The organism is Pseudomonadota bacterium (assembly GCA_022572885.1).
Classification (GTDB): Bacteria; Pseudomonadota; Gammaproteobacteria; order Steroidobacterales; family MnTg04; genus MnTg04.
Map to the genome: position 1 here is coordinate 34172 of JACZVC010000021.1, position 24078 is coordinate 58249.

The window sequence follows — 24078 nt, forward strand, 5'->3', positions numbered from 1 at the left end:
TGCGCGGGCCTTGATAGAATTCCGAAGAATTCCATGCAGTGTTATGAACGCGTTACAGCGACTCGCCGCATTTGCCTTCGCCACACTTGCCTTCTTCACCTTTGTCTTCTTCACCTTTGTCTTCTTCACCTTCGTCTTCACCGCAGCTTCCTTCGTCGCCTTTATCCTCGCCACAGCTGCCTTCGTCGCCTTTATCTTCGCCGCAGCTGCCTTCGTCGCCTTTACCTTCACCGATATCGGCAACCATGTAGCCGGCACTCAGCGCGCTCGCCATGAACGGGCTGTTGTCGGCACTCGCGGTGCCAGCGAAAGCGAACGAAGACGCCAGCGCGACGCCAACGGCTATAGCCAGAGGTTTCTTTAATTCAGACATGATGCAGGTCTCCTTAGTATCCCATAGGGAATTAACGGCCTTTCCGGCCTTTATTATCCGCTTCGAATGTGATTCAGAGCGGCCTCAAAGTAGCATAGACCCCGGACCGAAATGCCGCCACTGTCTGAATTTTGCGACAAGTGGAGATTAATCGGAGCCGGGCGGTCTCAGACCGCTGGTACACATTGTTGCGCGGCGGATTCATTGAAGCCCATATAGAGCGGGAAGAGTGCCTAACCACAAAAAACCAGATCCATACCACCATTACTCAATCGCCCAGTCGGGCTTAATCAACTAGACAGGGCCTCGGCCAAAAAAATTACACGCTGATACGATCAAATATCCCAGCGCAGCGATTGCACAATCGGCTCGGACACCTCTTCGAGATCTCTTTCCTCGCCGCCAATAATAGCAATACTGCCTACGGCCGCGGGCAAAATGGTTCCGAAAAAGCCTTGCTCCGAGAAACTTGTTGGCCCGGCGACTTCCAGATCGGGCAATATCATCACCGTTACCGGTCCTTTCTCTCCCTGGACCACCAGGTGGGGTACCAGCCGGCCTCGGAAAATGCAGCTACGCGCATAGGAAACCCTGGCTACACCATCAGGCATCGTCATCCTCGACCTTCGAAGTACCGCCTCCAGCCGTTGATACGGCACGCGTTCATCGGTAGACACCAGGGAGATCTGCTCATGCCGCAGATGAGCAAGCAAATCCTGTGCAATGTCGCCATGCGGCGCGCTCCACCAGCTTAACAGCCCCACGCCCAGTCCTAGGACCAGGCTCGCGGCAAGTCCGATCCACTCCCGGCCCTGGGCGGGCACCGGGTAGGAACCTCCGCGATCCACTCCGTGATCCGCAATGAACGGGACACGCAGCGCCAGGACCAGCCTGCGGTCAAAATCCTGAACTCGAGCCGCAAAACGGGCGCATGCCGGACAAGCCTGCCGGTGCGCCAGCAATTGCTGGTCCTGGCAGGCGGGGTCAGCGCCAAACTGTTTGCGAAATTCCAGGCAATTCATAACTGGTGACTCATTCCTCAAAAGATTTCATCAGCATCTTGCGAGCCCGGTACAGCCTCGTTAGCACCGCGCCTTGTTTGATTTCCATCAGCCCGGCGATCTCTTGCGTGCTGAATCCCATCAAAACCTGCAAAACCAGGGGTTCGCGATAACCGGGCTCGAGTCTGCTCATCGCCTCCCTGAGGTCTGCCAGATCCGTATCCGGCGTATTCGCGATCAATCCCTTTTCAGCCGGTGTCAAATCATCGATATCCTGAGTGGGATGCCGCTTCCTTTCATACATCCTGGCATTTTCCCGCCGCAAAATGGTGATCAGCCAGTAGCGGGCTGCCGATTCGTCCCTGAGGCTGTCGAAAGAGCGCCATGCCCTCAGCAAGGTCTCCTGGACCAGGTCCTGGGCGATCGAATGATCACGGCAAAGCCAGTAAGCAAATCGGAACAGGTCCCCCTCGTGGGTTCGCGTCATGTTCTCAAATCTGCGGTGTCTGGATTCCTCGGTATTTTCCTGCTTCATATATTCAGACCGGAGACATTGATTGATTATTACCGGGGTTTTGGCCAATTTTTTGGACAGGCCGCCCTTTTCGGGCGAAAATCTACCCTATCTCTTGACGAGTAAGGAATCCAGCATGGCCAGTACAATCAGAGGCCGATTCCCCGGCACACGAATGCGACGGATGCGGCGAGATGATTTCAGCCGCCGGCTGATGCGCGAATGCTCACTGAGTTCTGCGGATCTGATTTGTCCGCTGTTTGTTACCGAAGGAAATAAACAGTCACAACCGATACTCTCGATGCCCGGCGTGGACCGTCTCAGTATCGATCTGGCAGTCGAAAAAAGCCGGGAACTGGCCGATCTCGGCGTACCGGCAGTGGTCCTGTTTCCGGTCGTCGAAAACGATGGCAAGAGTCTGGACGGCAAGGAGGCCAGCAATCCAGGCGGCCTGGTTCAGCGCTGCATCAAGGCATTGAAAGTTGCTCTCCCGGAGCTCGGGGTCATTACGGATGTAGCGCTCGATCCATACACTACGCACGGACAAGACGGCGTTATCGATGACTACGGTTACGTTGTCAACGATGAGACTGTGGCAATCCTGGTTCGCCAGGCACTGTCGCACGTAGAGGCCGGGGCCGACGTGGTATCGCCGTCCGACATGATGGACGGGCGGATAGGCGCAATCCGGCAGGCGCTCGAAGCCGAAGGCCATCACACGACAAAGATTCTTGCCTATTCGGCAAAATACGCATCGTCTTTTTATGGCCCCTTTCGCGATGCCGTGGGTTCGGCGGACAATCTTGCCGGTGGCAACAAGTACACCTACCAGATGGATCCGGCCAATATCAATGAAGCACTGCGCGAGGTCGCGCTTGATCTGGAAGAAGGCGCCGACATGGTTATGGTCAAGCCCGGAATGCCCTACCTGGACGTCGTTCGAAGGGTAAAGGACGAGTTTGGCGTGCCCACATTTGTCTACCAGGTAAGCGGTGAGTACGCGATGCTCAAAGCGGCGTCCCAGGCCGGCTGGCTGGATGAAGAATCAGTGGTTATGGAGACCCTGCTGTCGTTCAAAAGAGCTGGCGCGGACGGTATATTGACGTATTATGCCGGCCAGGCCGCACGCTGGCTCAACCAATAACCATACATGCGAAAACCAGGGGGCTAGGATGGCAAATTACCTGTCGGGGATATTCGGTTCATCTCCGGTCGCGCCGTTGCAGCAACATATGGATATCGCCTACCGCTGCGCGAGACAATTGATACCGCTGTTCGAAGCGGTGGCCAAAAATGACTGGGCTTCCGTCGAGGAATCTCGCCAAATCATCCGCGACCTGGAAAGCGAAGCCGATGAAATGAAACAGGAAATTCGCTCCAGTCTGCCAAAAAGCCTGTTTATGCCGGTACCCAGGGAAGACCTGCTCGAATTGCTGCTGGTTCAGGACCGGGTTGCCAATCGCGCAAAGGACGTTTCGGGGCTGGTGGTCGGGCGAAAAATGGAGTTGCCCGAACCTATAGCGGAACTTTTCATCAAGTTTGTTCGCTGCAGCGTCGCTGCAGCCAAGCAAGCGCGCAAAAGCGTCCGTGAACTCGATGAGCTGTTTGAGACCGGCTTTCGCGGCGCCGAAGCCAAGCTGGTCGGGTCGATGGTCGCGGAACTCGACCGGCTCGAATCAGAGTCCGACCAGTTGCAGACCGAACTGCGCGCAGGACTTTTCAAACTTGAGTCCGAGCTGCCACCAATCAATGTGATGTTCCTGTACAAAATTATCGATCTGACCGGTGAAGTCGCCGATTATGCCGAGCGCGTGGGCCGGCGTCTCGAATTGCTGCTGGCGCATTAATCATGGCAGATATGCATATTTATATTGGCCTGGCGGCCATCTTTGGTTTGTTCATGGCCTGGGGAATCGGCGCAAACGATGTCGCAAATGCCATGGCGACATCGGTCGGATCCAAAGCGCTGACCATCAAGCAGGCAATTTTCGTCGCCGCCATTTTTGAATTTACCGGCGCCGTGCTGGCCGGCGGCGAAGTCACATCGACCATCCGCAAAGGCATTATCGATGCGGCCAGTGTATCGGATTCCCCAGAGTTATTGATTTACGGCATGCTGGCGTCCCTGGCGGCCGCCGGATGCTGGCTGTCGATTGCGTCAAAAATGGGCTGGCCGGTTTCCACAACCCATTCGATCGTTGGAGCGATCGTTGGTTTCGCGGTGGTCGGTTTAGGCATAGACGCCGTTCATTGGGGCACGATCGGCCAGATCGTAGTCAGCTGGGTTGTCACGCCCATGATCGCAGGCTTTGTTGCCTACTTGATCTACAACAGTGTTCAATGGCTGATTATTGGACGGGAAAACCCGCTGGAAAGAGCGCGCCGCTATGTTCCCGTGTACATATTTCTGGCGGGTTTCACGATTACGCTGGTCACGATTTTCAAAGGCCTGAAACACGCCGGCCTGTCGCTGAGTACGCAACAGGCCTACTTGGTGGCGACCGTCTTCGGCATTCTTATTGCGCTCATCGGTAAGTTTTTCATCGACCGGATCCAGGTCGACGAGAAAGCAGATCGCGAGTTCCACTTCGCAACGGTCGAAAAAGTATTCGGTGTCCTCATGATCGTTACGGCCTGCGGGATGGCTTTTGCCCATGGATCGAATGACGTGGCCAACGCGGTCGGGCCGGTTGCCGCCGTTATCAGCATCGCCAAGTCCGGCGTCGTCGGGCAGCAATCCCCATTGCCGTTGGCAGTCTTGGTTCTCGGTGGTATCGGAATCGTTGTCGGCCTGGCAACTTTCGGAAGACACGTCATCGCAACCGTCGGCAGTAAAATAATCCATCTCACCCCAAGCCGCGGTTTTGCCGCAGAGCTTGCCGCTGCGTCCACTATTGTCATGGCCTCCGGCACCGGAATGCCCATATCGACGACCCAGACCCTCGTTGGCGCGATCCTTGGCGTCGGGATGGCCCGCGGTATTACTGCGATCAATCTCGCGGTGGTGAGCCGGATATTCATATCCTGGGTAATCACGATTCCTGCTGGCGCGATTCTGGCGATTATTTTCTTCTACATACTGAAGGCTGTATTGTAATCGACCCGCTTTTTGGTGCGAACAATGGAAAACGAGAGCGAGACAGACCAATATGGCGTAATGGGTCACCCGGTGGCTCACAGCATGTCACCGTTCATCCATGGTGTTTTTGCCAGACAGACGGACCAGAAGATTTCCTATCGGCTGCTTGATGTCATACCGGAGAAATTCGCAGCCGAAGTCAGAAAATTCGCTGCCCAGGGCGGTAAGGGGCTCAATATTACGGTCCCACACAAGGTCGCGGCTTTCGAAATTACCGAAACCAATACGCGCCGTGCAGAAGCCGCACGCTCCGCCAACACCCTGGTGCTGGGCGAGGATGGAGAAATCCTGGCAGACAATACCGATGGCGCCGGTCTCGTTACCGACCTGGTTGAGAATCTCAATTTCAAACTGGAAGACCGCCGGATCCTGATTCTGGGTGCCGGCGGTGCGGTAAGGGGCTTGCTTGGGCCTGTTATCGCGCAGAATCCGAAACTGGTAGTGATTGCCAACCGTACGCCGAACAACGCCCTCGAATTGGTTGACGAACTCGGGATATCCAGCTTTGTTGAGACCACCGGTCTGGACGAATTAACCGACAATACTTTTCATCTGATTATCAACGGAACCTCCGCCAATCTTTTTGACAAGCGACCACCAATATCGGCCGACCTGTTTACCCGGCATACCCTTTGTTATGACCTTAATTACGGCAGACAAGAAACGCCGTTTACGCGCTGGGCGGCACAAAACGGGGCCCGCGCCACGATGGGCTGGGGTATGCTGGTGGAACAGGCTGCGGAATCTTTCTATATGTGGCGAGGCGTAAAACCGAACACTATCCCGGTCCTCCAATCCCTGCTCAAACGACCCTGACGCACAACTTGGCTCCTAGTCCGGCTTATTCATGAATAATACGGGCTAGCGCATCGTTACCAGTTCCTCTGCGCTGGTCGGGTGAATGGCGACGGTGTTGTCAAAATCTTCTTTTGTGGCGCCCATGCCGACGGCGACAGAAAACCCCTGCATCATTTCGTCGGCGCCAACGCCAATAATGTGGACACCGACGACTTTCTCATGCTCGCCGGCAGTGATCAATTTCATCGCGGCACGACCCTTGCTCTGCAAAACCGCGTAATACATCGGCACGAATGCAGAGTGATACACCTGCACAATATCCCCATATTCCGCCCGTGCCTCGGCCTCGGTCAGACCCACGGTCCCGATCGGCGGGTGGCTGAACACAACCGTCGCGATGTTGCTGTAATCCAGGTGCCGGTCGTGCTGGTTATCGAACAAGCGGTCAGCGAGACGGCGTCCGGCTGCAATAGCGACCGGCGTTAAACTCACCCGCCCGGTGACATCGCCAATGGCGTAAATGCGCTCGGCGCCGGTGTTTTGAAAATCGTCAACCAGCACGAATCCTCTGCCATCGACATCGACGCCCGCCTTGTGCAGAGCCAGATGCTGGGTATTCGGATTGCGACCGACTGCCCACAACAGGCAATCGAAATCATTGAACACTCGCCCATCGCTGGTTTCCAGGAAAAGCCCGCCCTGCTCGGTACCCGCTTTCGACGGTATCGCCTCGGTGACGACCGTTATGCCGTCTTTCGCCATGGCCTCGCCAAGTTCCTGCTGAATCATGTCGTCGAAGTTACGCAACACGCCATCGAAGCGGACAAACATACTGACTTCCGACCCAAGCGCGCGAAACATGGCCGCCAGTTCAACCGCTACATAGCCACTGCCAACGACTGCAACCCTTTCAGGCCGTTCCTCGAGTTCGAAAAACCCGTCCGAAGTAATACCGTACTCGGCACCGGGGATCTCGGGCCGCGCCGGGTAGCCGCCGGTAGCAATGACGACGTGTTTACCCTGGTAGGTTTTTCCGCCCGCGGAAATTGCATGGGGCCCGGTGAATCTTCCGTTTTCGGCAATATGGGTGACGCCTTTAGCCTCGATGTTTTTGGCGTATATCGAATTCAGCCGCGCAACATATGCATCGCGCCTGGTTTTTATCGCACCCCAGTCATGGCGCCAGGAATCCAGGTCAAAGCCATAGTCGCTTGCATCGGCCAGACCATGCGCCAGTGCCGCGGTACTCCACATGACTTTTTTCGGCACACAGCCGACGTTAACGCAGGTGCCGCCGAGCGGTTTGGGTTCGAAAACCGCAACGCTGGCGCCGTAATCGGCTGCGCGTTGCGCTGCTGCCAGGCCGCCGCTGCCGCCGCCAATGACCAGCAGGTCAAAATTCAAAGACATGAACTGCTCCTCAAAAAAGCGTCAGGCACAATGATATACTGATTGCACATTCCTGACGGCGTATCAAAATGATCGGTCTGGTTATTTTTCTCTCGGTTGTTCTCGTCCTGTTGTTGTATTTCACGAAAATCTACAACAACCTCGTATCGCTCAGGGAAAACGTCAAGAAAGCCTGGTCCAATATTGACGTACTCCTCAAGCAACGGCACGACGAATTGCCAAAACTGGTTGAAACCTGCAAGCGGTACATGCAATTCGAGCAGGAAACGCTGGAACGGGTCATGCAGGCGCGAGCGGCTGTAGCGACTGCCCGCGAGCAGGGAGATGTCGCCGGAGTGGGTGCCGCCGAAGGAGCCCTGCGCATGGGCCTCGGCAAGCTGTTTGCAGTGGTCGAAAACTACCCGGAACTGAAAGCCGACCAGGGTTTCGAACACCTGCGCCAGCGGATCACCGGGATCGAGGAATCGATCGCCGACCGCAGGGAATTTTATAACGACGGCGTCAATCTGAATAATGTTCGCATTGCCCAGATTCCCGATGTCATCATCGCCGGCATGTTCGGTTTCAAAGGGGCCGAGTTGCTCGAATACAGCGAGGCAGAGACCGCCGATGTCGATATGAAGGAGCTGTTCGAATAGCTTCATGAACCTGCCCGGCCTGACTGAAATTACAGCCCAGGTCCAGGCCTGGGATGCGGCCGAGTTTTGGTTCTGGTCTCTGGCCGCGCTGGGTTTTTCGGCGCTGAGTTTCATCAAGGCCTTCAAGGGCCTGCACAAATCCAGGCTGCTGGAAGATACGCCAACGTCACTGATTCGTTCCGCCAGCCAGGGTTACGTTGAATTTGAAGGCACCGGCAGGCGACTTGACGGCGAACCGGTTATCGCGCCGCTGACCGGAACCGCCTGCACCTGGTGGTCCTTTACGATTGAGGAGCGCAAGACCTACCGCGTCAACAAGACCCGCCATACACACTGGCAAACCATCAACAGTGGCAGCAGCGATGCGTTGTTCGAACTCGAAGACACCTCCGGTCGCTGCATAGTCGACCCCGAAGGCGCCGAGGTATTCCCCAGCGCTACCCAGAGCTGGCGCGGGAGCAATGCATGGCCAGAAAAGCACGGGCGCGGAGTTTTCGGTCGTTATCGCTATACCGAGAGACGAATGCATACCGGCGATCCCTTGCTCGTCATCGGCTACCTGACCACCCACCGGGCAGCGGAAACTACCAATTTTGCCGAGGAAGTGCGCGTATTGCTGGCCGACTGGAAGTCCCGCCAGAGCATGCTGGTCAGGCTTTACGATAAGGACAACGATGGTGTCCTGGATCTCAGGGAATGGGAAGAAGCCCGCCGGGAAGCTGAGGCGCAGGTTCGCAGGGAGAGCGCCGAGGAGTTTCGCCACCCGGGCATTGCGGTGATTGGCGCACCACCCGATGACCGCAGCTTCCTGATGGCGGCGAAGAACCAGGCACAAGTCATCAAGCACTATCGGCGGGGCGCGGTTTTCGGGCTCAGCCTGTTCTTCCTGTTGCTGGCTGTGGGCGTCACGTTGATCAGTATGCGGCTGGGCTGAATCCATGACTCCAGCCTGCTAAGATTCACCGATTTTGCGGCTGTTGCCACGCATGAGATCAATCGACATCGTCACCCAGAAACAGAGCAGTTATTCGGGTCTGCCCATTTTTTCTTCACTAAAGGCCGAAAAAGTAGTGCCTGCGGTCCGTGAAATGCTCGCAGACGCCCGCGAGAAACTGGAGATGATTCGCCAGGCGGAACCCGGCTGGGAAACCACGGTGCTGCCGCTGGAGCTACTCAATCATCAGATTTCAAGAGCCTGGTCGCCGGTCAGCCACATGAACAGCGTAGTCAATACGCCCGAGTTGCGCCAGGCCTACAACCAGTGCCTGCCGTTGCTAAGCGATTTTTTTACTCAACTCGGTCAGGACCAGCTCCTCTACCAGGCCTATTGCAAGACCGAGCGGGATGACGAAGATCTGAGCGCGGAACAAAGGCAGGTACTAAAACTCGCGATTCAGGACTTTCGCCTGGGCGGCGTTGGTCTGGAACGCGACAAGCAACTGTTGTTTGCGGAGAACACCAGCAAGCTGGCGACACTGCAATCCAGATTCGAGGAAAACCTGCTCGATGCCGGTAATGCCTGGAAAAGGCAGATCAGCGATCCGGCTATTGTTGCCGGTCTGCCTGCCAGCCTGCTGGAATCGGCCGCAGCGACCGCTCGCGATAATAATGTCGATGGCTGGCTGTTGCGGCTGGACCAGCCGACCTACCATGCCGTTATGAGCCACGCGGACAACCGTGAGTTGCGGGAAGCATTTTACGAGGCCTGGGTTACCAGGGCATCCGACCAGGGACCGCATGCGGGACGCTGGGACAACTTCGAAATCATGGAAGAAATCATGGGCCTGCGACATGCGAACGCCCGCCTGCTCGATTTCGATAATTTCGCCGCTTACTCGATGACGCCAAAAATGGCGGATTCGGTTGCGGAAGTTTCTTCTTTCCTCACCGACCTCGCGCAGAAATCAGCCCGCCGAGGCAAGGAAGAATTAGCGGAGCTGGTGGATTTTGCCGGAAAACCACTGGCGGCATGGGATCTCGCTTATTACAGCGAGAAACTGAAGCAATCACGCTGCGGAATCTCTGAGGAAGAACTGCGGCCTTATTTCCCGGTCGATCGCGTCCTGCCAGGTTTGTACTCGCTCGCAACCCGCTTGTTTGGAATTCACCTGGAGCCCCGTAACGACATCGATACCTGGCACGACGACACCGTCTTTTACGAGCTGCGCGCCGCGGATGGCGAGCTTATCGGTGGCCTCTACGTTGACCTGTACGCTCGGCCCGCCAAGCGCGGCGGCGCGTGGATGGATGAGTGCATCGGCCGAGTCAGGATCCGCCAGGTCTGCGAGCAGCCGGTAGCCTACCTGGTCTGCAACTTTATGCCGCCGCTGAACGGGCGCCCGGCGTTACTCACGCATTCCGATGTAGTCACATTATTCCACGAGTTTGGCCATGCTTTGCATCACCTGCTGACACAGGCGAGTTACCCAAGCGTAGCCGGTATCAATGGGGTCCCGTGGGACGCTGTCGAACTCCCCAGCCAACTGATGGAGAACTTCGCCTGGGAACCCGAGGTGCTGTCGATGATTTCCGGTCATTGCGAGACAGGTGAACCGCTGACTCAGAATATCGTTGACCGCTTGCTCGGCAGCCGGCAATTCCAGTCGGGTTTGCAAATGCTGCGGCAGCTCGAGTTCGCGATCTTCGACTTGCGCCTTCATGCCGACTATGACCCGGCCAGGGGGGCGAGAATCCTGGAAACACTACGCGATGTACGCGACGAAATTTCCATCGTCCCCGTGCCGGACTGGAACCGTTTTGCCAGCGGCTTTTCCCATGTCTTCGCGGGCGGCTACGCCGCTGGCTATTACAGTTATAAATGGGCCGAAGTCCTGGCGGCAGACGCTTACGCAGCATTTGGCGAAGAAGGATTATTCAATCATGAGGTTGCCGACCGATACCGTCAAAGCATTCTTGCCCAGGGTGGCGCCAGGGGAGCGATGGAAAATTTTGTCGCCTTTCGTGGCCGGCCACCCCGCCCCGACGCGCTGCTTGAGCAGGCAGGAATTTTAGATCATGCGGCAGCACCGAGCTGAATTCGGATGAAGATCAGTACCTGGAATGTCAATTCCCTGCGGGTCCGGATAGAGCATGTTTGCGACTGGTTGCAGGAAAATCAGCCTGACGTGCTTGCTTTGCAGGAACTCAAAATCACCAACGACCTGTTCCCTTTCGAGCAGATTGCGGAAAGTGGTTACCGGGCAGTTGCCAACGGCCAAAAGACCTACAACGGTGTGGCGATCCTCAGCCGCGAAGAGCCGGTTGACCTGGTCCACGAGTTACCGGATTTCGAGGATCAACAGCGCAGGGTACTGGCGGCTACAATTGGTGATTACAGGGTAATCAATTTGTATGTACCCAATGGCCAGATCGTAGACTCGGACAAATACAAATACAAACTGAACTGGCTTGACGCGCTGCATGACTTTTTGCAGGAGCAGATTTCCATGTTCCCGAATCTTGTGGTTCTGGGTGATTTCAATATTGCCCCCGACGACCGGGATGTACACGATCCGGAAGGCTGGCAAGGAAATGTCCTGGTCAGCGACAAGGAGCGCAATGCGCTGAAAAAGATTCTCGACCTGGGAATGGTGGATACCTTCCGTCAATTCGAGCAGGCGGAGAATATTTTCAGCTGGTGGGATTACCGTGCCGGCGCTTTCAGGCGCAATCGGGGTCTTCGAATCGACCTGGTGCTTGCCAGTAAAAGCCTGGCCGGGAAATGCCTTTCCTGCGATGTCGATATTGAGCCACGGACCCTGGAACGCCCATCCGACCACGCGCCGGTGAGTGCCGTTTTCAGCGCCAAACCTTCAATCTGGCCCCGGAAAGTGTGAACTGCGTCACAAAATAATCGCCTACTGCTGCTCTTTTCCCCTATTTACGCTTCATCGGTTGATGTATACGACCACCTTTAATTAGACTCAGATAGTCTTTAGGCCCGAAACCGGGTTTTGAAGCAGGCGAGCGTCACCAATATGCAGCCATACAGACAAAGCGATTACGATGTAACGAACACAGTGCAGGTCAGTTCGCCGGCAGCCGTAACGACGGCGGTGTTTGAGACGCTCGCCAAGGCATTCCCCGACGAGGATTTTATTCATGCACGCCAGGCGTACGTGGATTTCGAAAGGCTGTTTACCGGAAAGTGGCCCGGCTTCCTTGGCTGCGACACGGTTTATCACGATATTCAACACACGCTGGATATGTCGCTGGCAGTTGCGAGAATTCTCACTGGCCATGATCTGAGTGTTCCGTCAGATGAGCGCCTTGGCGCCAGGCGGGTGGAGCTTGGCATTATCGTCGCGCTTTTTCACGATGCCGGCTTCATCCGGAAAGATAAAGAAAATACGATTTATCGTCATGGGGCCGAACTGACTCAGTCGCATGTTGGGCGCAGCGCTGAACTTCTGAAATCATATCTGCCAACCATCGGCCTGGCAAACCAGGCGGAATTGGCCAGCGTTATTGTCCATTTCACCGGTTATGAAATTCCACTTGATGAAATCCAGGTCGACGATCCTCTGGACATGAGACTGGGTCATCTGGTCGCGACCGGGGACATGATTGCGCAAATGGCAGATCGTTGTTACCTGGAAAAATGCCGGGATCGCCTGTTCCCGGAATTTGTGCTGGGTGGCGTCAATTTGCTGGACAGCGACGGGCCTGACGAGCCTGACTGGACACCCGAGGAGTTGCTGCGCCGAACCCCGATGTTCTTCGACCAGGTAATGAAGGAGCGCCTGGACGGCACATTTAACAGTGGCTACAAATACCTGGAAGTGCTTTTTGAGGGAAAAAATCCATACCTGGAGTCGATCAAGCAGAGCATCGATTATCTCCAGCACATTATCGATACCGGGAAATGGGACCTGCTAAGACGCGAGCCGCCGGTTTTTTCCTGGCAACCGGATGAGGACGACGCGATCACCGTCATCCAGAAACTAGCGGCCGCAGATCTCAAGAAACTCGCTCGTTAGCAGTCTGTGATATTCGCCATCAGGGAGGGTCACTGACATTCAGTACGTATTGTGAAAATATTTCCGCCAGCTGCCCCGAAATAATATCCAGACCCAGCACATCGCTGCCGGCCAACGCCTCTTTCAGGATCTCTACAGTCATGGATTGCAACGCCTGCACCGACACCGGCGCAAAACTCAGATGCCACGGTTCGCGTTGAACACCATCATTGGACCCCGTGTAGGGCCGATAGAAATCGGTCTCCGGCAGGCGCCTTTCGAGCCACTCGCCTAGCTTCCAGAACACGCCGTCGCTTGCGAACTCCTCTTTTACCAACCGAACCCGGTAGCCTTCGGGAACCGCGGCCCGGTCGATAATATCCAGCTCGCTACCCCAGTGATGCCTGCTCGCGCCAGGCAAAGCCGACCAACGAAGAATGGCTGTCACCAGTTCACCCTTGTTCAGCACTGAGTGTTCCAGCTCGATGCCGTCTGCATCGAACAGCGGTCGCTCGCCCCTGTATTTCGCATTCCAGATTTCAAGTTGTGTTTTGAAGGTTCGAAAAGCGCTGACCGCTTCCAGTTCTATGCCGTCATCGGCCGCCATCGCTGTCAACGCCAGAAATGCCTGTGCCGCCAGCGGGTGAAGCTGCATGCCCAGTTCCTCAACCGGCAGCACGTGGCTGTCCTTTTGGCCCGTCAATTGTGCGGCAGTTAGCATCCGGTCAGCCCGCGTGCGCAGTCAAGGTTCCATCGCGGTAATCGCGCATGGCCTGCTCGACCTCCTCGCGCGTGTTCATCACGAAAGGTCCTTGCTGTACAACAGGCTCTCCCGTTGGTATTGCCGAGAGGAACAAAATACCCGCCCCCTGATCACCGGCTTCGACCCGCCAGTGATCGCCATCGCCAAGCAATGCTGCCCGCCACCGAGCCACGCTGCTGGCCTGGCCAGGCTCTCCCGAGTGTACCTGCCCGTCATAAACATAGAAAAAAGCGTTGCGATCGGGCGCCACCTCACATTCGAATACCTCACCGGGCACCAGTTGCATATCGAAAAAATCGACAGCGGTCGCATTGCCGGCTACCGCGCCAACCGTCCGTTTGTCCTCAGATCCGAAATGGCCGGCGATAATTTTCGCCATACCCCCACCTGGCAAACGGACTTGCGGTATGTCTTCCGGCTTGATATCGCGATAGCTGGCCGGCGCCATTTTCAACGAACCGGGCAGGTTGATCCATAACTGGAATCCGCGTAGCAAACCATCCTGTTGCTGCGGCATCTCGGAATGAATAATACCACCGGCCGCATTCATCCATTGCACCGCCCCCGGTCCCAGCTCACCCCGGTTTCCCATGTGATCCTCATGCAGCATGCGACCAGCCAGCATATAGGTAACCGTTTCAAAACCCCGGTGCGGGTGCGACGGGAAACCTCCAATGTAGTCATCCGGATCGTCGGAGTTGAATTCGTCGAGCAGGAGAAAGGGATCCAGGCGCGCCCACTGGGACTGGCCCAGGCTGCGCCGCAATCTGACACCGGCGCCGTCACTGGTCTCCAGCGCGGTTATGACTCTTTTTACCGGTTTGATGCTCATAAATGATCGTGGTTCGCCAGCGCAAACATGGCTTGCCACTTCCTGCGAGGATAGTTGATAGGGAGTCGAATGTCGTCATATATTGGCCAATTCAACGGTCCCTTTCGGCAGGGGTTTTGTACCGCAAAGCCGAAATCCTCGGCGGCGCCACGGGTCACAAATAGACAGGAGGCCCTTCATGGTCAATATCGCTCGGTTTTTAACGCTGGTTTCGATTTCTCTAATTGTTCTGCTGCCCGTTACTGCCGCACAAGACCTCGGCCAACCCGGCGAACCGCCGGCCGCGGGCGGTGTACCGATGACACTGGACAGAATAGATGAACTGGTCAGGCGCATCGATGCGGATGCCATTCGCAACGGCAATTCGTGGCAAATCAACTACCGGGATATGCCCATTTATGTGATCGCCGACGATAACGCCGACCGGATTCGCATTGTGGCGCCGGTTACTAATGCGGCGATCCTGAGCGAAGGGCAACTGCTCCGCCTGATGCAGGCGAATTACGAGTCCGCACTGGACGCCCGTTACGCGATCGCACAAGGCACGTTATGGGGCGCATTCATTCATCCCTTATCGATCCTCGACGAACGGGAGTTTTTTTCGGGAATGGGGCAAACGATGTCGCTGGTGGTCACCTATGGGACGACTTTTTCATCCGGTGCACTGACCTTTAGCGGAGGCGATTATTACGACGACGGTGAAGACCCGGATGAAACGGATGTCTTTGGCGACATAATGGAAAAAGGAGAGCAGATATAGCCCGGTGGCGGAGCAAAATGAACCGCTAGAAATACCGCTGAATTTTTTTGACGCGCCGGTTGAAAGCTTTGGTACGCGTTTTCGGGTTGTTATCGACCGGCGACGGCAGTGTGGCTGCCAGCTCGATGGCCTGCCAGTTGGAAAGTCTGGATGCGGGAATTCCCCAGTAATAACGAGCGGCCGCATCGACGCCGTAGATGCCGCGGCCAAACTCGGCGACATTGATGTAGTGTTCGAGTATGCGCTTCTTGCTCAGGCTTCTTTCCATGCCGATCGTCAGAACCAGCTCGTGCCATTTGCGCAGGGGATTACGTGAGGGGCTAAAAAAAACATTTTTTACTGTTTGCTGGGAAATCGTGCTGGCACCGTATACCAGACGCTTCTCGGAAAGGTTGTATTCCATGGCTTCCTTGAGCGCATCGATATCCACGCCCTGGTGAGAGTAAAAGTTGGCATCCTCGGCAACGATCAATGCACGAATCATGGCGCGCGGCACAATTTCGATGCGGACCGGGTTCCAGCGGAGTCTGGGCCAGTCTTTATGGCGGTGTCGCTCGAATTCATAACTGCTGATGAAACTGGATCTTTGAATCGGGCCTTCCGCATATAAATCCCAATCCGGCCAAATGCCGATCAGGTAACCCAGGTCCATGATGATCAGTATAGGCACTACCCGGATGCCGATGCGCAGCATGCGGATGACGAATGGAATGCGAAAAAACGCAGGAAACTTTTTCGATCTTCTCAAAACATTCTCCGCAAGCCGGATCGGGTCTGAGACACACTTGCATTGGCCGAAAACCACTTCAACGACCTGTGTCCCGTCGCAAGGTCCTGCGGATCGCCTGGCAAAACGCCGATACGATCAGAATTGCGCACGAAGGCTTACCCGCTAAACGCTGGCACCATGGTTAATCTACTGGCGGAAACCCAGCGCGGGCCTTGCTTTCAAGCGCTTCAAGCCACAGCTGGTGGTACTTCTGCATTATGTTCGGCATGAATATATTTCCGAGCCTTGCCAGCCAACCGTGTTGCGTCTCCTCGGTAAATACGCGGCATCCACGATGGAAAATAGGTCGTATTTGACCGCGGCGGAGCCATCGCCAAGAACCCGCCCCCGCGCTAGCTCGGCGCAAGTGACGTGCGTTGTAGCGTCGAAGTAGCGACACGACACTACGGCTTGACGCTCTGTGACTCGCAGTCGACCCGCTTCATGGGAAAATCGACTGTTCTGATTCCACCTTCGACCTCACCCTCAATCCTCGCCACGAGATTTCCCTCGGCTTTCAGGCTATAAATGATTCGCTGAGGAAAGTCGTGAGCAAGATTTTCAAAGATGACTTCACCATCAGACAGCCGCACCATGAGGAAGGTTGCCTCGGCCTGTCCCGAAGGATTGGCAATGTACTCGATCCCGCCAGCCGCGGTTTCGCGAATCCGCAAGAACTCGTACGCCACTGTCCTGGAGTTTTTGACCGTTCGGCTAACACCGAGCAAAGTTTTGCCAGCGGGAACGGTCCATTGCTCGCCCGAGCCGGCCTCCCCCCGAACACTCGCCCAACACCCGGCCAACCAAGCTAGATCCTCGACAGAAACCGGCTCCTGTGCTGACGTTACCGAGGGAAGGCCCACAATCAAAGAGACCACTAAAGCGATGCAGACTTTCATTTGCTGCCTCCAATGCATGGATCGTCGGCTAACCTTGTGGTCGGGGTCGCAAAATATCAAGGTGCGCCTATAAAGCCGAACAGAGACAAGACGTTCGTGAGCATAGCCCATTTTCCGAAGATAGTGCTGCTGCGCCCGGAAGATGTCTGTTTGGCGATTTTCTTGTGCAAGCAAGAAAAATGACGGGTAGGTTTGCTCGCTTCATTGACTGGCTATGCTGCATTTAGCTTCTTGACCTTTATACCCTTCTTGTCTTTCTTGGTAACCCAAAGATCGTACTGCGATTGCTGAGCTAGCCAACTTTCCGGAGATGTATCGAACGCCATAGATAGCCTCAGCGCCATTTCTGCGCTAATACCGGCTCGACCATTAAGGATCGATGACAGAGTCTTTCTACTGACACCCAGACCTGCCGCCGCTTCCGTGACACTCAGGCCCAATGGCTCGATACATAGTTTGCGAATTACCTCACCGGGGTGAGGTGGGTTGTACATTTGCATAGACATATCAATGGTAGTCCTCGTAACCAATGTCGGTCACTTCTGTTCCGTCAAACTTGAAAGTGACTCTCCAGTTTCCACTCACTCGGACGGACCAGCGACCGCGATACTTTCCCGTCAATCGATGCAAATGCAGGCCGGGCAAATCCATATCCCGTGGCGTTGTCGCTGCACCGAGCCGACCTAGAATTAGCCTCAGACGCGGGGCATGGGCCGCCTGGATCCCAGATTTTATTCCTTTCAAAAAGAATCGCTCCAGGCCTTTGTGTCTAAAGCTTTGGATCACGGGGCGTAGCGTAACCTATTACGTTACGCGTTACAACCCATGGAGACCGCATAACGACCTGCATGCGCTGGTTAGGGGGCTCGCCATCAAGCCTGCTACGGACCAAAAGCACAGCTAATGGCACCATTAGTAGCTGACCGGACCAAGCGGCAAGAATGGACCTCCAGAGAGAGGCAAAGTGTGGGTTTCCTACCCAACTCCAATTCCAGAACAAGAAGGTTGGTACGACCGCGAAGAGCGTGTAAATTAGCAATCGCCGCGGACGTAGCAAACAGAGTAAAAGGGCTACTGGCAAGGACAAAACAACAGTAATCAGCAAGTCTTGAACCCACATAAAGACATCCAGCCAGAAGCCGTCACCGACCACGTCAACCGCCCACTGCAGCGTACCCAGGCCGGCGACCCTAGCGAATATCCCCACCGCATAAAAAATAAGTATTGAGCCGAGGAATCCGATCGTTGCGGCTGCGATTGAGTTTACGATTAGGCGGTTAGTCGTGGCCACAAGAACTCCCTAACTGTTAATTCTATGGGCGGAGCAATATAACACCGTTAAATCGTGGATTAGAAGCGTCTGCGCTTTATCTACCTCAGACCGATGTTTATGCGGTGCTGTTGCCTTATTCGACGGTAACTGATTTCGCCAGGTTGCGTGGCTGATCGATGTCGGTGCCCTTTAATACGGCCGCGTGATAGGACAGCAGTTGCAGCGGTAGCGTATAAACAATGGGCGCCTGCATCTCCTCGACATGTGCGGGCATGGTCAGCACGGTAACGCCGGGTTCTGATTTGAAACCGGCATCTGGATCGGCGAAAACAAACAATTCACCGCCGCGTGCGCGAACTTCCTGCAGGTTCGATTTCAGTTTTTCCAGTAATTCGTTGTTTGGCGCGACTGTAACAACAGGCATGTCGTCATCCACCAACGCGAGCGGTCCGTGTTTAAGCTCGCCGGCCGGATAGGCTTCGGCGTGGATATAGGATATCTCCTTGAGCTTCAGCGCCCCTTCCATCGCGATCGGGTGTTGGATGCCGCGGCCAAGGAAAAGTGCGTGATGCTTGTCGGCGAATCGCTTGGCCAGTTGCTTGATTTCCCCGTCGAGTTCAAGCGTCTGTTTTAGCAGGTCGGGGAGTTGTGTCAGTTGCCCGATCAGTTTTTGCTCGGCGTCCGCATCGAGCGCGCCACCACGGCCCAGCGCGATAGCCAGTAGCGCGAGCGCCGTCAGTTGGGTCGTAAATGCCTTGGTGGATGCAACGCCGATTTCTGGCCCGGCCCGCGTCATCAACACCAGGTCGGACTCGCGGATCAATGAACTTTCGGCCACGTTACAAATGGCGAGGTGGGCAAGGTAGCCTTTTTTCTTCGCCGCCCGCAGGGCTTCCAGTGTATCGAGCGTTTCTCCGGATTGTGAGATAGTCACGAACAATGTGTTGTCTGAAACGACCGCATCGCGATAGCGGTATTCGCTGGCGATATCAACGCTGCATGGCAAGCGGCAAATCTGCTCGATCTGGTAGCGGGCCACCAGGCCGGCATGATAACTGGTGCCACAGGCAATGATGTGTACGGCCCGGGTCTTCCTGAATACTTCATGCGCCTTTAGGCCGAACGCCTGTTCCAGCAAATGGCCGCCGGCGACCCGTTCAGCCAGTGTATTGGCCACCGCCTCTGGCTGCTCGAAAATCTCCTTGAGCATGAAGTGGCGATACTGTCCTTTGTCCATGGCGTCTGCGCTGAGTTGGCTTTCCCGTACCGGCCGGTCAGGACCATTTCCTTCATTGTCGAGAACCTTCACCGACGCGCGGGTGATTTCGGCGACATCGCCATCCTCGAGAAATATAAAGCGGCGCGTTTCCGGCAACAGTGCGGCCACATCAGAAGCCACATAGTTTTCACCGTTCCCCAAGCCGAGCACGACCGGCGTGCCGCAACGGGCGGCAATCAAGCGGTCGGGAAACTTGCTGCTGATAATTACCAGGGCATAAGCGCCAACCAGTTCGGCTACCGTCGCACGAACCGCGGAAAGCAGATCGTTATTTTTCCGGAGATGAAAATCGATGCGATGGGCGACAACCTCGGTATCCGTCTCCGATTCGAATTCATAGCCAGCAGCGAGCAACTCCTGCTTCAGGGACAGGTAGTTTTCGATTATGCCATTGTGAACGATCGATAAATGATCGCCCGAACTCTGTGGGTGCGCGTTGACCTCGTTCGGTTCGCCATGGGTTGCCCAACGTGTATGTGAAATCCCGATAGTACCTAGCATCGGGTTTTCATCGAGCCCGTTCTGCAAGGCCTGCACCTTGCCTACTCGACGCAGACGATGCATTTTCTTTTTTTCATCGACCACCGCTATCCCGGCCGAATCGTAGCCACGGTACTCCAATCGGCGCAGCCCCTCCATTAGGATGGGAACGACGTCTCTTTCGGCGATTGCTCCAACGATGCCGCACATACGATTCTTCGCTATTCCCTGGCTTTCTTCCGTGGGCTCTTCCAGCCCTTGACTATCGTCTGCCTGCTGCGCGCCACCGTCAGTTCATTCGCTGGGGCGCTCTTGCAGATCGTGGAGCCAGCACCGATGGTTGCGCCTTTCTCCAGGGTTAGCGGTGCAACCAGTTCGACACCGGAACCGATAAACACATCGTCCTCTATGATCGTCTTGAATTTATTCGCGCCATCGTAATTGCAGGTAATCGTTCCTGCACCGACGTTTACGCGCTCGCCGATCTCGGTGTCGCCGATATAGCTAAGGTGATTGACCTTGCTGCCTTTGCCGATATGGCTTCTTTTGACTTCGACGAAGTTGCCCAGCTTTGCCGATGCTTCCAGCACTGTCCCGGGCCGGACCCTGGCAAACGGGCCCAGTTCGCAGGACTCGCCAATCTCTGCATCTTCGATAACCGTATTCGCATGCACTTTGCAGCCAGTACCAAGTTTTGAATTTCGGATAATGACGTTCGGGCCGATGCTGACGCCATTACCCAACTCAACGTCGCCTTCGAAAATCGCATTGATATCGATGACCACATCACGGCCGCAACTGAGCTTGCCGCGCACATCCACACGCGCCGGGTCAAGCAGGGTCACACCATTGCGCATCAGGCCGGCAGCCTTTTCAGCACGATTCGCCGACTCGAGCTCAGCCAGTTGTTGTTTGTCGTTCACGCCCATTACCTCGATTTCACGCTTAGCGATCAGTATGTCTACCGGGTATCGATCCGCCACCGCCATCGCGATGACATCGGTCAGATAATATTCGCCTTGCGAGTTGTCGTTCCCCAGTTTTTCCAGCCAGTTCCTCAGATGCCTGGCCGGACAAGCCAGTATGCCAGTATTGACCTCGCATACCGTTAATTCGGTCTCATTGGCTTCTTTTTGTTCGACGATTTTTTGTGCCTGGCCTTGGCCGTTCCTGATTATCCGGCCATACCCGGTCGGGTCGGTCAGCATCACGCTGAGCAAGGCCAGCGCTCCCGAACCGGCTTTTTCCAGCAATTCCGTCAGGGTAGCTTCTCTGATCAGCGGAACGTCTCCGTACAGGACCAGGACTACACTGTCATCTGCGATTCCCGACATTGCCTGGGTGACCGCATGGCCGGTGCCCAGTTGCTGCGCCTGCAAAATCCATTCGACCGGCCAGTCTGCCAGGGCCTGCGGGACTTGGTGGCCGCCATACCCGTAAACAACGTACACCGCCTCGGCATCCAGACCGCCACTGCGCTCCAACACATGCTCCAGCAACGGCCGGCCCGCCAAAGGCTGGAGAACCTTCGGCAGTTCAGATGTCATGCGGGTGCCTTGTCCAGCGGCCAGGATGACGATATCCACCGGCATCAGCTTCCATTCAATGAGAAACTGTAATCATACCCTGCCAACTGCTGGATCGCAGAAAATTGGTCATAAGTCATGGGCTTATGGAGGATTTCTGGCGGTCACTTTTCCCAGGCGATGGCTTTGAACTCGAAATCGCGACGAGTTGGGTTGACCACGCAAAACCGCTGACCGGTCGGCGCCTCCATTACCCACCAGCGCCTTACTTTGGCAATTCGCTTCGCACCGAGTTTTTCCAGGCGGTCGACTTCGGCCTCGATATCATCGGTCTCGATGTCCAGGTGCAAACGACTGGAGTGACTGACTTTTTGAACTTCGATGTGCACCTCGTCGTCCGGCGTTTCCAGCATGGCATAGTCTTTTTCAGCCGGATCGTCACTGCATGACCTGGCGTAACCAAGCGCTTTGCTCCAGAACTCGGCAGCGGCGTCCAGGTCGTCGGTATCGCAATCGATGATAAATCCGGCCAGACGGCTGTGGTGCATGGTTTTGTCCTCTCAGTTCAGCGTGTGTTTGCCGGTGTATTGTCCGCTAGCATCCTGCCGGCGACTTCCTTCAGGAGTTTAACGGCTACCATCGCCGTCATGTCGTTGATATCGCGCCTCGGGTTGTAACAGACGATATCCGCCCCGATGACCGTCCCCGCCATGCGATGAATAATGTCGATCAGCATCCTGACCGACATACCCCCCGGCTCATGATGTGAGACGCCGGGAGCATAAGCCGGGTCAAGGACATCCATGTCTATCGTCAGGTAAAACGGGCCTGAGAAATCGGGTGCAAAAGACGATGGATCAAAATTCCTCATTTCCCAGGTTTCTACGCCGAATCGTTTCGCCTGCTCTTTCTGATGTGCGTTCTGGGCTCTGATCCCGACCTGCACCAGGCGGGAGGCCAAACGATTCTCCATGATCCGGGCGAACGGACAGGCATTAGACAGAGGATTACCGTCATATTCGTCATACAGATCCGGATGCGCGTCGAAGTGCAAAATACCGACCGGTCCGTGCCTGGCATGAATCGCCCGCATGATTGGATAAGTGATGGCATGGTCACCACCCAGGCTCAGCGGCAGCGCACCGTTGTCGAGAATTTCGGCAATATGTTTCTCGATTTCCATCAAAGCGTCTGGGCCGGACCCGATTTCGCGATCACCCAAGTCAACGAAACGGGAATTCTCATTCAGATCAACCCCCAATTCCGATGCCAGGTTCGCCGATCCGTTATGCATTACCTCACGAATCTTCGCCGGCGCCTCAGCAGGCCCTTTCATGAAAGACGAATTTGAGTCCGAACAGAGTCCAATTAGCGCAACATCATTTTTTTTCAATGGGCCCTCCAATCGAAAACAGGCCGGTCATCCCGACCGCGAGTGATAAATCGAGTTCAACGGCAAAGAAACAGAGTGAGGAACGAGCCGGGCTTTCGTCATTCGAGTGCACTTGCCATCTCAGGCGGTATTGAACAGTCAAACATAACCAGCCTCCTTGTATCTTCGATAGCCTGCCGTCGTTAGTTCTGCAAGCTCCCTAAACAACTCTTGATCTGGTGACTTGAAATTGAAACAGGATTTTCCTTGCATCCTCCGCTTAAGCTCAGGCGAAATACCCGAAAGTAATTCTGAAAAAACGTAGACGGGCATTAAATGATAACTAACATAACTTTTTGTGATCCGCACCGCACCGAAAAACATAGGCTGTTTATTTTTCATAATGTACTTGGTATCGAGATGAAAGTTACCCGGTTCGTTTTTTACCAACACCAACTCACCAGCAAACTCCGTCATTATGTTTTTCAGATTTTCGAACACGTCTTGAAATCTTGTGCCTTCACTCATCGTTTAACTACCTTACATTCTGGTCTTCTCTGGCACCTAATACCGTGATCAGCGGCCGGCGCTAAGTCAAATATCGGACCCCGCATGCCGTTTTAAATCTGAAGTTTTTAAATTACGGCAAATCGATTGTCTATTGCCCTAGCCGAAATCACGCCAGTGCCGCTTCCCCTCGAGCGCCTTTTGATATTCATCCTTGCTGAGTATATTCTCATCGAGCTTCATGTTCATCTTGCATATTGCCGCAATGAATTGCTCGATTTTTTCCGTCGACCTGAGAACCTCATCAGTCAGGTAATGCTTCAGGTCCTGGCTTTCCAGTTTGTCGCGAACATTATTCTGCTCGCCAAGCAAAATCAGTTGCCGGCCCAGGCAATCAAACCCCTGAGATGTTGGTCTGATTAATCAATAGCCGCGCGCAATACGGGCGCGTCTGCCGGCGACCAGCAACGGATCAGCAGCCGATCGGTCTCGATTCGGTAAGCGATATTGAGAGGTGATTCCGTCATGCCGGCCTCTCTTTCAATGCCGGTTTTCCTAACCGGCCATTGATTTTCCTGGTTTGCTGACGCGCACGCGGGACAGAGTTTTCAAAGCTCAAAAATTTCACCCTCTTCGGCAATCGCGTATCCGTTGGCCAAAACCTGCGCCCGTTCATCGCTGTCGGGCCAGATCGCAGGATTCGTATGATTCAAATGAATAAAACGGATCTTTGACTTCTCTTTCGCCGGCAATTTTGCAAACCGTTGCATGCTGTGGGTGATAAACG

General features: G+C 55.2%; 27 protein-coding genes. 10 read left to right on the plus strand and 17 right to left on the minus strand.

Going from position 1 to position 24078, the window contains the following annotated elements; all coding sequences use genetic code 11:
• Window positions 1–52: 52 nt before the first annotated feature.
• The 3 genes from IIA05_09035 to IIA05_09045 form a co-directional block, all read right to left on the minus strand.
• Window positions 53–373 (minus strand): hypothetical protein, encoded by a 321-nt coding sequence (locus tag IIA05_09035; GenBank protein ID MCH9027244.1) that lies wholly within the window; start codon window positions 371–373, stop codon window positions 53–55.
• Window positions 374–708: 335 nt separating this feature from the next.
• A complete protein-coding gene (locus tag IIA05_09040; GenBank protein ID MCH9027245.1) occupies window positions 709–1395 on the minus strand; it encodes a DUF3379 family protein in 687 nt (228 codons plus the stop codon).
• A 10-nt stretch (window positions 1396–1405) separates the two neighbouring features.
• Complete coding sequence (locus IIA05_09045; protein ID MCH9027246.1) at window positions 1406–1909, minus strand: sigma-70 family RNA polymerase sigma factor; 504 nt, start codon at window positions 1907–1909, stop codon at window positions 1406–1408.
• A 115-nt stretch (window positions 1910–2024) separates the two neighbouring features.
• Here IIA05_09045 and hemB point away from each other — a divergent pair, with 115 nt between their 5' ends.
• The 4 genes from hemB to aroE are packed head-to-tail and all read left to right on the plus strand — an operon-like array spanning window position 2025 to window position 5843.
• Window positions 2025–3032, plus strand: a complete 1008-nt coding sequence (gene hemB / locus IIA05_09050; GenBank protein MCH9027247.1) for a porphobilinogen synthase — start codon at window positions 2025–2027, stop codon at window positions 3030–3032.
• 28 nt (window positions 3033–3060) lie between these two features.
• Window positions 3061–3735 (plus strand): TIGR00153 family protein, encoded by a 675-nt coding sequence (locus tag IIA05_09055; protein ID MCH9027248.1) that lies wholly within the window; start codon window positions 3061–3063, stop codon window positions 3733–3735.
• A 2-nt stretch (window positions 3736–3737) separates the two neighbouring features.
• The gene (locus tag IIA05_09060) at window positions 3738–4985 is read left to right on the plus strand and encodes an inorganic phosphate transporter (protein MCH9027249.1); all 1248 of its coding nucleotides are present in this window, start codon (window positions 3738–3740) and stop codon (window positions 4983–4985) included.
• 24 nt (window positions 4986–5009) lie between these two features.
• Complete coding sequence (gene aroE, locus IIA05_09065) at window positions 5010–5843, plus strand: shikimate dehydrogenase (protein MCH9027250.1); 834 nt, start codon at window positions 5010–5012, stop codon at window positions 5841–5843.
• 45 nt (window positions 5844–5888) lie between these two features.
• Here aroE and gorA read toward each other — a convergent pair whose 3' ends face one another.
• Window positions 5889–7235, minus strand: a complete 1347-nt coding sequence (gene gorA / locus IIA05_09070) for a glutathione-disulfide reductase (protein ID MCH9027251.1) — start codon at window positions 7233–7235, stop codon at window positions 5889–5891.
• A 68-nt stretch (window positions 7236–7303) separates the two neighbouring features.
• Between gorA and IIA05_09075 the strand changes: the two genes are divergently transcribed.
• The 5 genes from IIA05_09075 (at window position 7304) to IIA05_09095 (ending at window position 12852) form a co-directional block, all read left to right on the plus strand.
• On the plus strand, window positions 7304–7873 hold the full coding sequence (locus IIA05_09075) for a LemA family protein (GenBank protein MCH9027252.1): 570 nt from the start codon (window positions 7304–7306) through the stop codon (window positions 7871–7873).
• Window positions 7874–7877: 4 nt separating this feature from the next.
• Complete coding sequence (locus tag IIA05_09080; GenBank protein MCH9027253.1) at window positions 7878–8807, plus strand: hypothetical protein; 930 nt, start codon at window positions 7878–7880, stop codon at window positions 8805–8807.
• Window positions 8808–8859: 52 nt separating this feature from the next.
• Window positions 8860–10908: a M3 family metallopeptidase gene (locus tag IIA05_09085; GenBank protein MCH9027254.1), complete on the plus strand. Its 2049-nt coding sequence runs from the start codon at window positions 8860–8862 to the stop codon at window positions 10906–10908.
• Window positions 10909–10914: 6 nt separating this feature from the next.
• Window positions 10915–11709, plus strand: a complete 795-nt coding sequence (gene xth / locus IIA05_09090; protein ID MCH9027255.1) for an exodeoxyribonuclease III — start codon at window positions 10915–10917, stop codon at window positions 11707–11709.
• 141 nt (window positions 11710–11850) lie between these two features.
• Entirely contained in the window at window positions 11851–12852 is a 1002-nt protein-coding gene (locus IIA05_09095; GenBank protein ID MCH9027256.1) for an HD domain-containing protein, read from the plus strand.
• Window positions 12853–12871: 19 nt separating this feature from the next.
• Here IIA05_09095 and IIA05_09100 read toward each other — a convergent pair whose 3' ends face one another.
• Both IIA05_09100 and IIA05_09105 read right to left on the minus strand, forming a co-directional pair.
• Window positions 12872–13552, minus strand: coding sequence for a M15 family metallopeptidase (locus IIA05_09100; protein ID MCH9027257.1), 681 nt, complete (start codon window positions 13550–13552; stop codon window positions 12872–12874).
• Window positions 13553–13556: 4 nt separating this feature from the next.
• A complete protein-coding gene (locus IIA05_09105) occupies window positions 13557–14426 on the minus strand; it encodes a pirin family protein (GenBank protein ID MCH9027258.1) in 870 nt (289 codons plus the stop codon).
• Between the two features lie 178 nt (window positions 14427–14604).
• Between IIA05_09105 and IIA05_09110 the strand changes: the two genes are divergently transcribed.
• Window positions 14605–15186, plus strand: a complete 582-nt coding sequence (locus tag IIA05_09110; GenBank protein MCH9027259.1) for a hypothetical protein — start codon at window positions 14605–14607, stop codon at window positions 15184–15186.
• Window positions 15187–15211: 25 nt separating this feature from the next.
• Here IIA05_09110 and mtgA read toward each other — a convergent pair whose 3' ends face one another.
• From mtgA to IIA05_09165, 11 genes are all read right to left on the minus strand, one after another.
• Window positions 15212–15934 carry a monofunctional biosynthetic peptidoglycan transglycosylase gene (mtgA, locus tag IIA05_09115; protein ID MCH9027260.1) on the minus strand — a complete coding sequence of 241 codons (723 nt, stop codon included), beginning with the start codon at window positions 15932–15934 and terminating at the stop codon, window positions 15212–15214.
• A 425-nt stretch (window positions 15935–16359) separates the two neighbouring features.
• Window positions 16360–16854: a hypothetical protein gene (locus IIA05_09120; protein MCH9027261.1), complete on the minus strand. Its 495-nt coding sequence runs from the start codon at window positions 16852–16854 to the stop codon at window positions 16360–16362.
• 212 nt (window positions 16855–17066) lie between these two features.
• Window positions 17067–17354: a HigA family addiction module antidote protein gene (locus tag IIA05_09125; GenBank protein MCH9027262.1), complete on the minus strand. Its 288-nt coding sequence runs from the start codon at window positions 17352–17354 to the stop codon at window positions 17067–17069.
• A 7-nt stretch (window positions 17355–17361) separates the two neighbouring features.
• The gene (locus IIA05_09130; protein MCH9027263.1) at window positions 17362–17640 is read right to left on the minus strand and encodes a type II toxin-antitoxin system RelE/ParE family toxin; all 279 of its coding nucleotides are present in this window, start codon (window positions 17638–17640) and stop codon (window positions 17362–17364) included.
• Window positions 17641–18260: 620 nt separating this feature from the next.
• Window positions 18261–20096 carry a glutamine--fructose-6-phosphate transaminase (isomerizing) gene (glmS, locus tag IIA05_09135; GenBank protein MCH9027264.1) on the minus strand — a complete coding sequence of 612 codons (1836 nt, stop codon included), beginning with the start codon at window positions 20094–20096 and terminating at the stop codon, window positions 18261–18263.
• Window positions 20097–20107: 11 nt separating this feature from the next.
• On the minus strand, window positions 20108–21472 hold the full coding sequence (gene glmU, locus IIA05_09140; GenBank protein ID MCH9027265.1) for a bifunctional UDP-N-acetylglucosamine diphosphorylase/glucosamine-1-phosphate N-acetyltransferase GlmU: 1365 nt from the start codon (window positions 21470–21472) through the stop codon (window positions 20108–20110).
• A gap of 104 nt (window positions 21473–21576) precedes the next feature.
• Window positions 21577–21960, minus strand: coding sequence for a VOC family protein (locus tag IIA05_09145; GenBank protein MCH9027266.1), 384 nt, complete (start codon window positions 21958–21960; stop codon window positions 21577–21579).
• 17 nt (window positions 21961–21977) lie between these two features.
• Window positions 21978–22817 (minus strand): agmatinase, encoded by an 840-nt coding sequence (speB, locus tag IIA05_09150; GenBank protein MCH9027267.1) that lies wholly within the window; start codon window positions 22815–22817, stop codon window positions 21978–21980.
• A gap of 126 nt (window positions 22818–22943) precedes the next feature.
• On the minus strand, window positions 22944–23312 hold the full coding sequence (locus IIA05_09155) for a hypothetical protein (GenBank protein MCH9027268.1): 369 nt from the start codon (window positions 23310–23312) through the stop codon (window positions 22944–22946).
• Between the two features lie 138 nt (window positions 23313–23450).
• On the minus strand, window positions 23451–23663 hold the full coding sequence (locus IIA05_09160; protein ID MCH9027269.1) for a hypothetical protein: 213 nt from the start codon (window positions 23661–23663) through the stop codon (window positions 23451–23453).
• Window positions 23664–23899: 236 nt separating this feature from the next.
• A complete protein-coding gene (locus tag IIA05_09165) occupies window positions 23900–24043 on the minus strand; it encodes a hypothetical protein (protein MCH9027270.1) in 144 nt (47 codons plus the stop codon).
• Between the last annotated feature and the right edge of the window lie 35 nt (window positions 24044–24078).

Excerpts from the sequence above, each read along its gene's own strand:
- aroE (MCH9027250.1), top strand. The coding sequence starts at position 5,010 with ATGGAAAACGAGAGCGAGACAGACCAATATGGCGTAATGGGTCACCCG.
- IIA05_09035 (MCH9027244.1), bottom strand. The coding sequence starts at position 373 with ATGTCTGAATTAAAGAAACCTCTGGCTATAGCCGTTGGCGTCGCGCTG.
- glmS (MCH9027264.1), bottom strand. The coding sequence starts at position 20,096 with ATGTGCGGCATCGTTGGAGCAATCGCCGAAAGAGACGTCGTTCCCATC.
- IIA05_09055 (MCH9027248.1), top strand. The coding sequence starts at position 3,061 with ATGGCAAATTACCTGTCGGGGATATTCGGTTCATCTCCGGTCGCGCCG.
- IIA05_09125 (MCH9027262.1), bottom strand. The coding sequence starts at position 17,354 with ATGCAAATGTACAACCCACCTCACCCCGGTGAGGTAATTCGCAAACTA.
- IIA05_09145 (MCH9027266.1), bottom strand. The coding sequence starts at position 21,960 with ATGCACCACAGCCGTCTGGCCGGATTTATCATCGATTGCGATACCGAC.
- gorA (MCH9027251.1), bottom strand. The coding sequence starts at position 7,235 with ATGTCTTTGAATTTTGACCTGCTGGTCATTGGCGGCGGCAGCGGCGGC.
- IIA05_09095 (MCH9027256.1), top strand. The coding sequence starts at position 11,851 with ATGCAGCCATACAGACAAAGCGATTACGATGTAACGAACACAGTGCAG.
- IIA05_09110 (MCH9027259.1), top strand. The coding sequence starts at position 14,605 with ATGGTCAATATCGCTCGGTTTTTAACGCTGGTTTCGATTTCTCTAATT.
- IIA05_09155 (MCH9027268.1), bottom strand. The coding sequence starts at position 23,312 with ATGAGTGAAGGCACAAGATTTCAAGACGTGTTCGAAAATCTGAAAAAC.
- IIA05_09085 (MCH9027254.1), top strand. The coding sequence starts at position 8,860 with ATGAGATCAATCGACATCGTCACCCAGAAACAGAGCAGTTATTCGGGT.
- IIA05_09100 (MCH9027257.1), bottom strand. The coding sequence starts at position 13,552 with ATGCTAACTGCCGCACAATTGACGGGCCAAAAGGACAGCCACGTGCTG.
- hemB (MCH9027247.1), top strand. The coding sequence starts at position 2,025 with ATGGCCAGTACAATCAGAGGCCGATTCCCCGGCACACGAATGCGACGG.
- IIA05_09075 (MCH9027252.1), top strand. The coding sequence starts at position 7,304 with ATGATCGGTCTGGTTATTTTTCTCTCGGTTGTTCTCGTCCTGTTGTTG.
- IIA05_09105 (MCH9027258.1), bottom strand. The coding sequence starts at position 14,426 with ATGAGCATCAAACCGGTAAAAAGAGTCATAACCGCGCTGGAGACCAGT.
- IIA05_09045 (MCH9027246.1), bottom strand. The coding sequence starts at position 1,909 with ATGAAGCAGGAAAATACCGAGGAATCCAGACACCGCAGATTTGAGAAC.
- IIA05_09040 (MCH9027245.1), bottom strand. The coding sequence starts at position 1,395 with ATGAATTGCCTGGAATTTCGCAAACAGTTTGGCGCTGACCCCGCCTGC.
- IIA05_09080 (MCH9027253.1), top strand. The coding sequence starts at position 7,878 with ATGAACCTGCCCGGCCTGACTGAAATTACAGCCCAGGTCCAGGCCTGG.
- IIA05_09120 (MCH9027261.1), bottom strand. The coding sequence starts at position 16,854 with ATGAAAGTCTGCATCGCTTTAGTGGTCTCTTTGATTGTGGGCCTTCCC.
- IIA05_09060 (MCH9027249.1), top strand. The coding sequence starts at position 3,738 with ATGGCAGATATGCATATTTATATTGGCCTGGCGGCCATCTTTGGTTTG.
- xth (MCH9027255.1), top strand. The coding sequence starts at position 10,915 with ATGAAGATCAGTACCTGGAATGTCAATTCCCTGCGGGTCCGGATAGAG.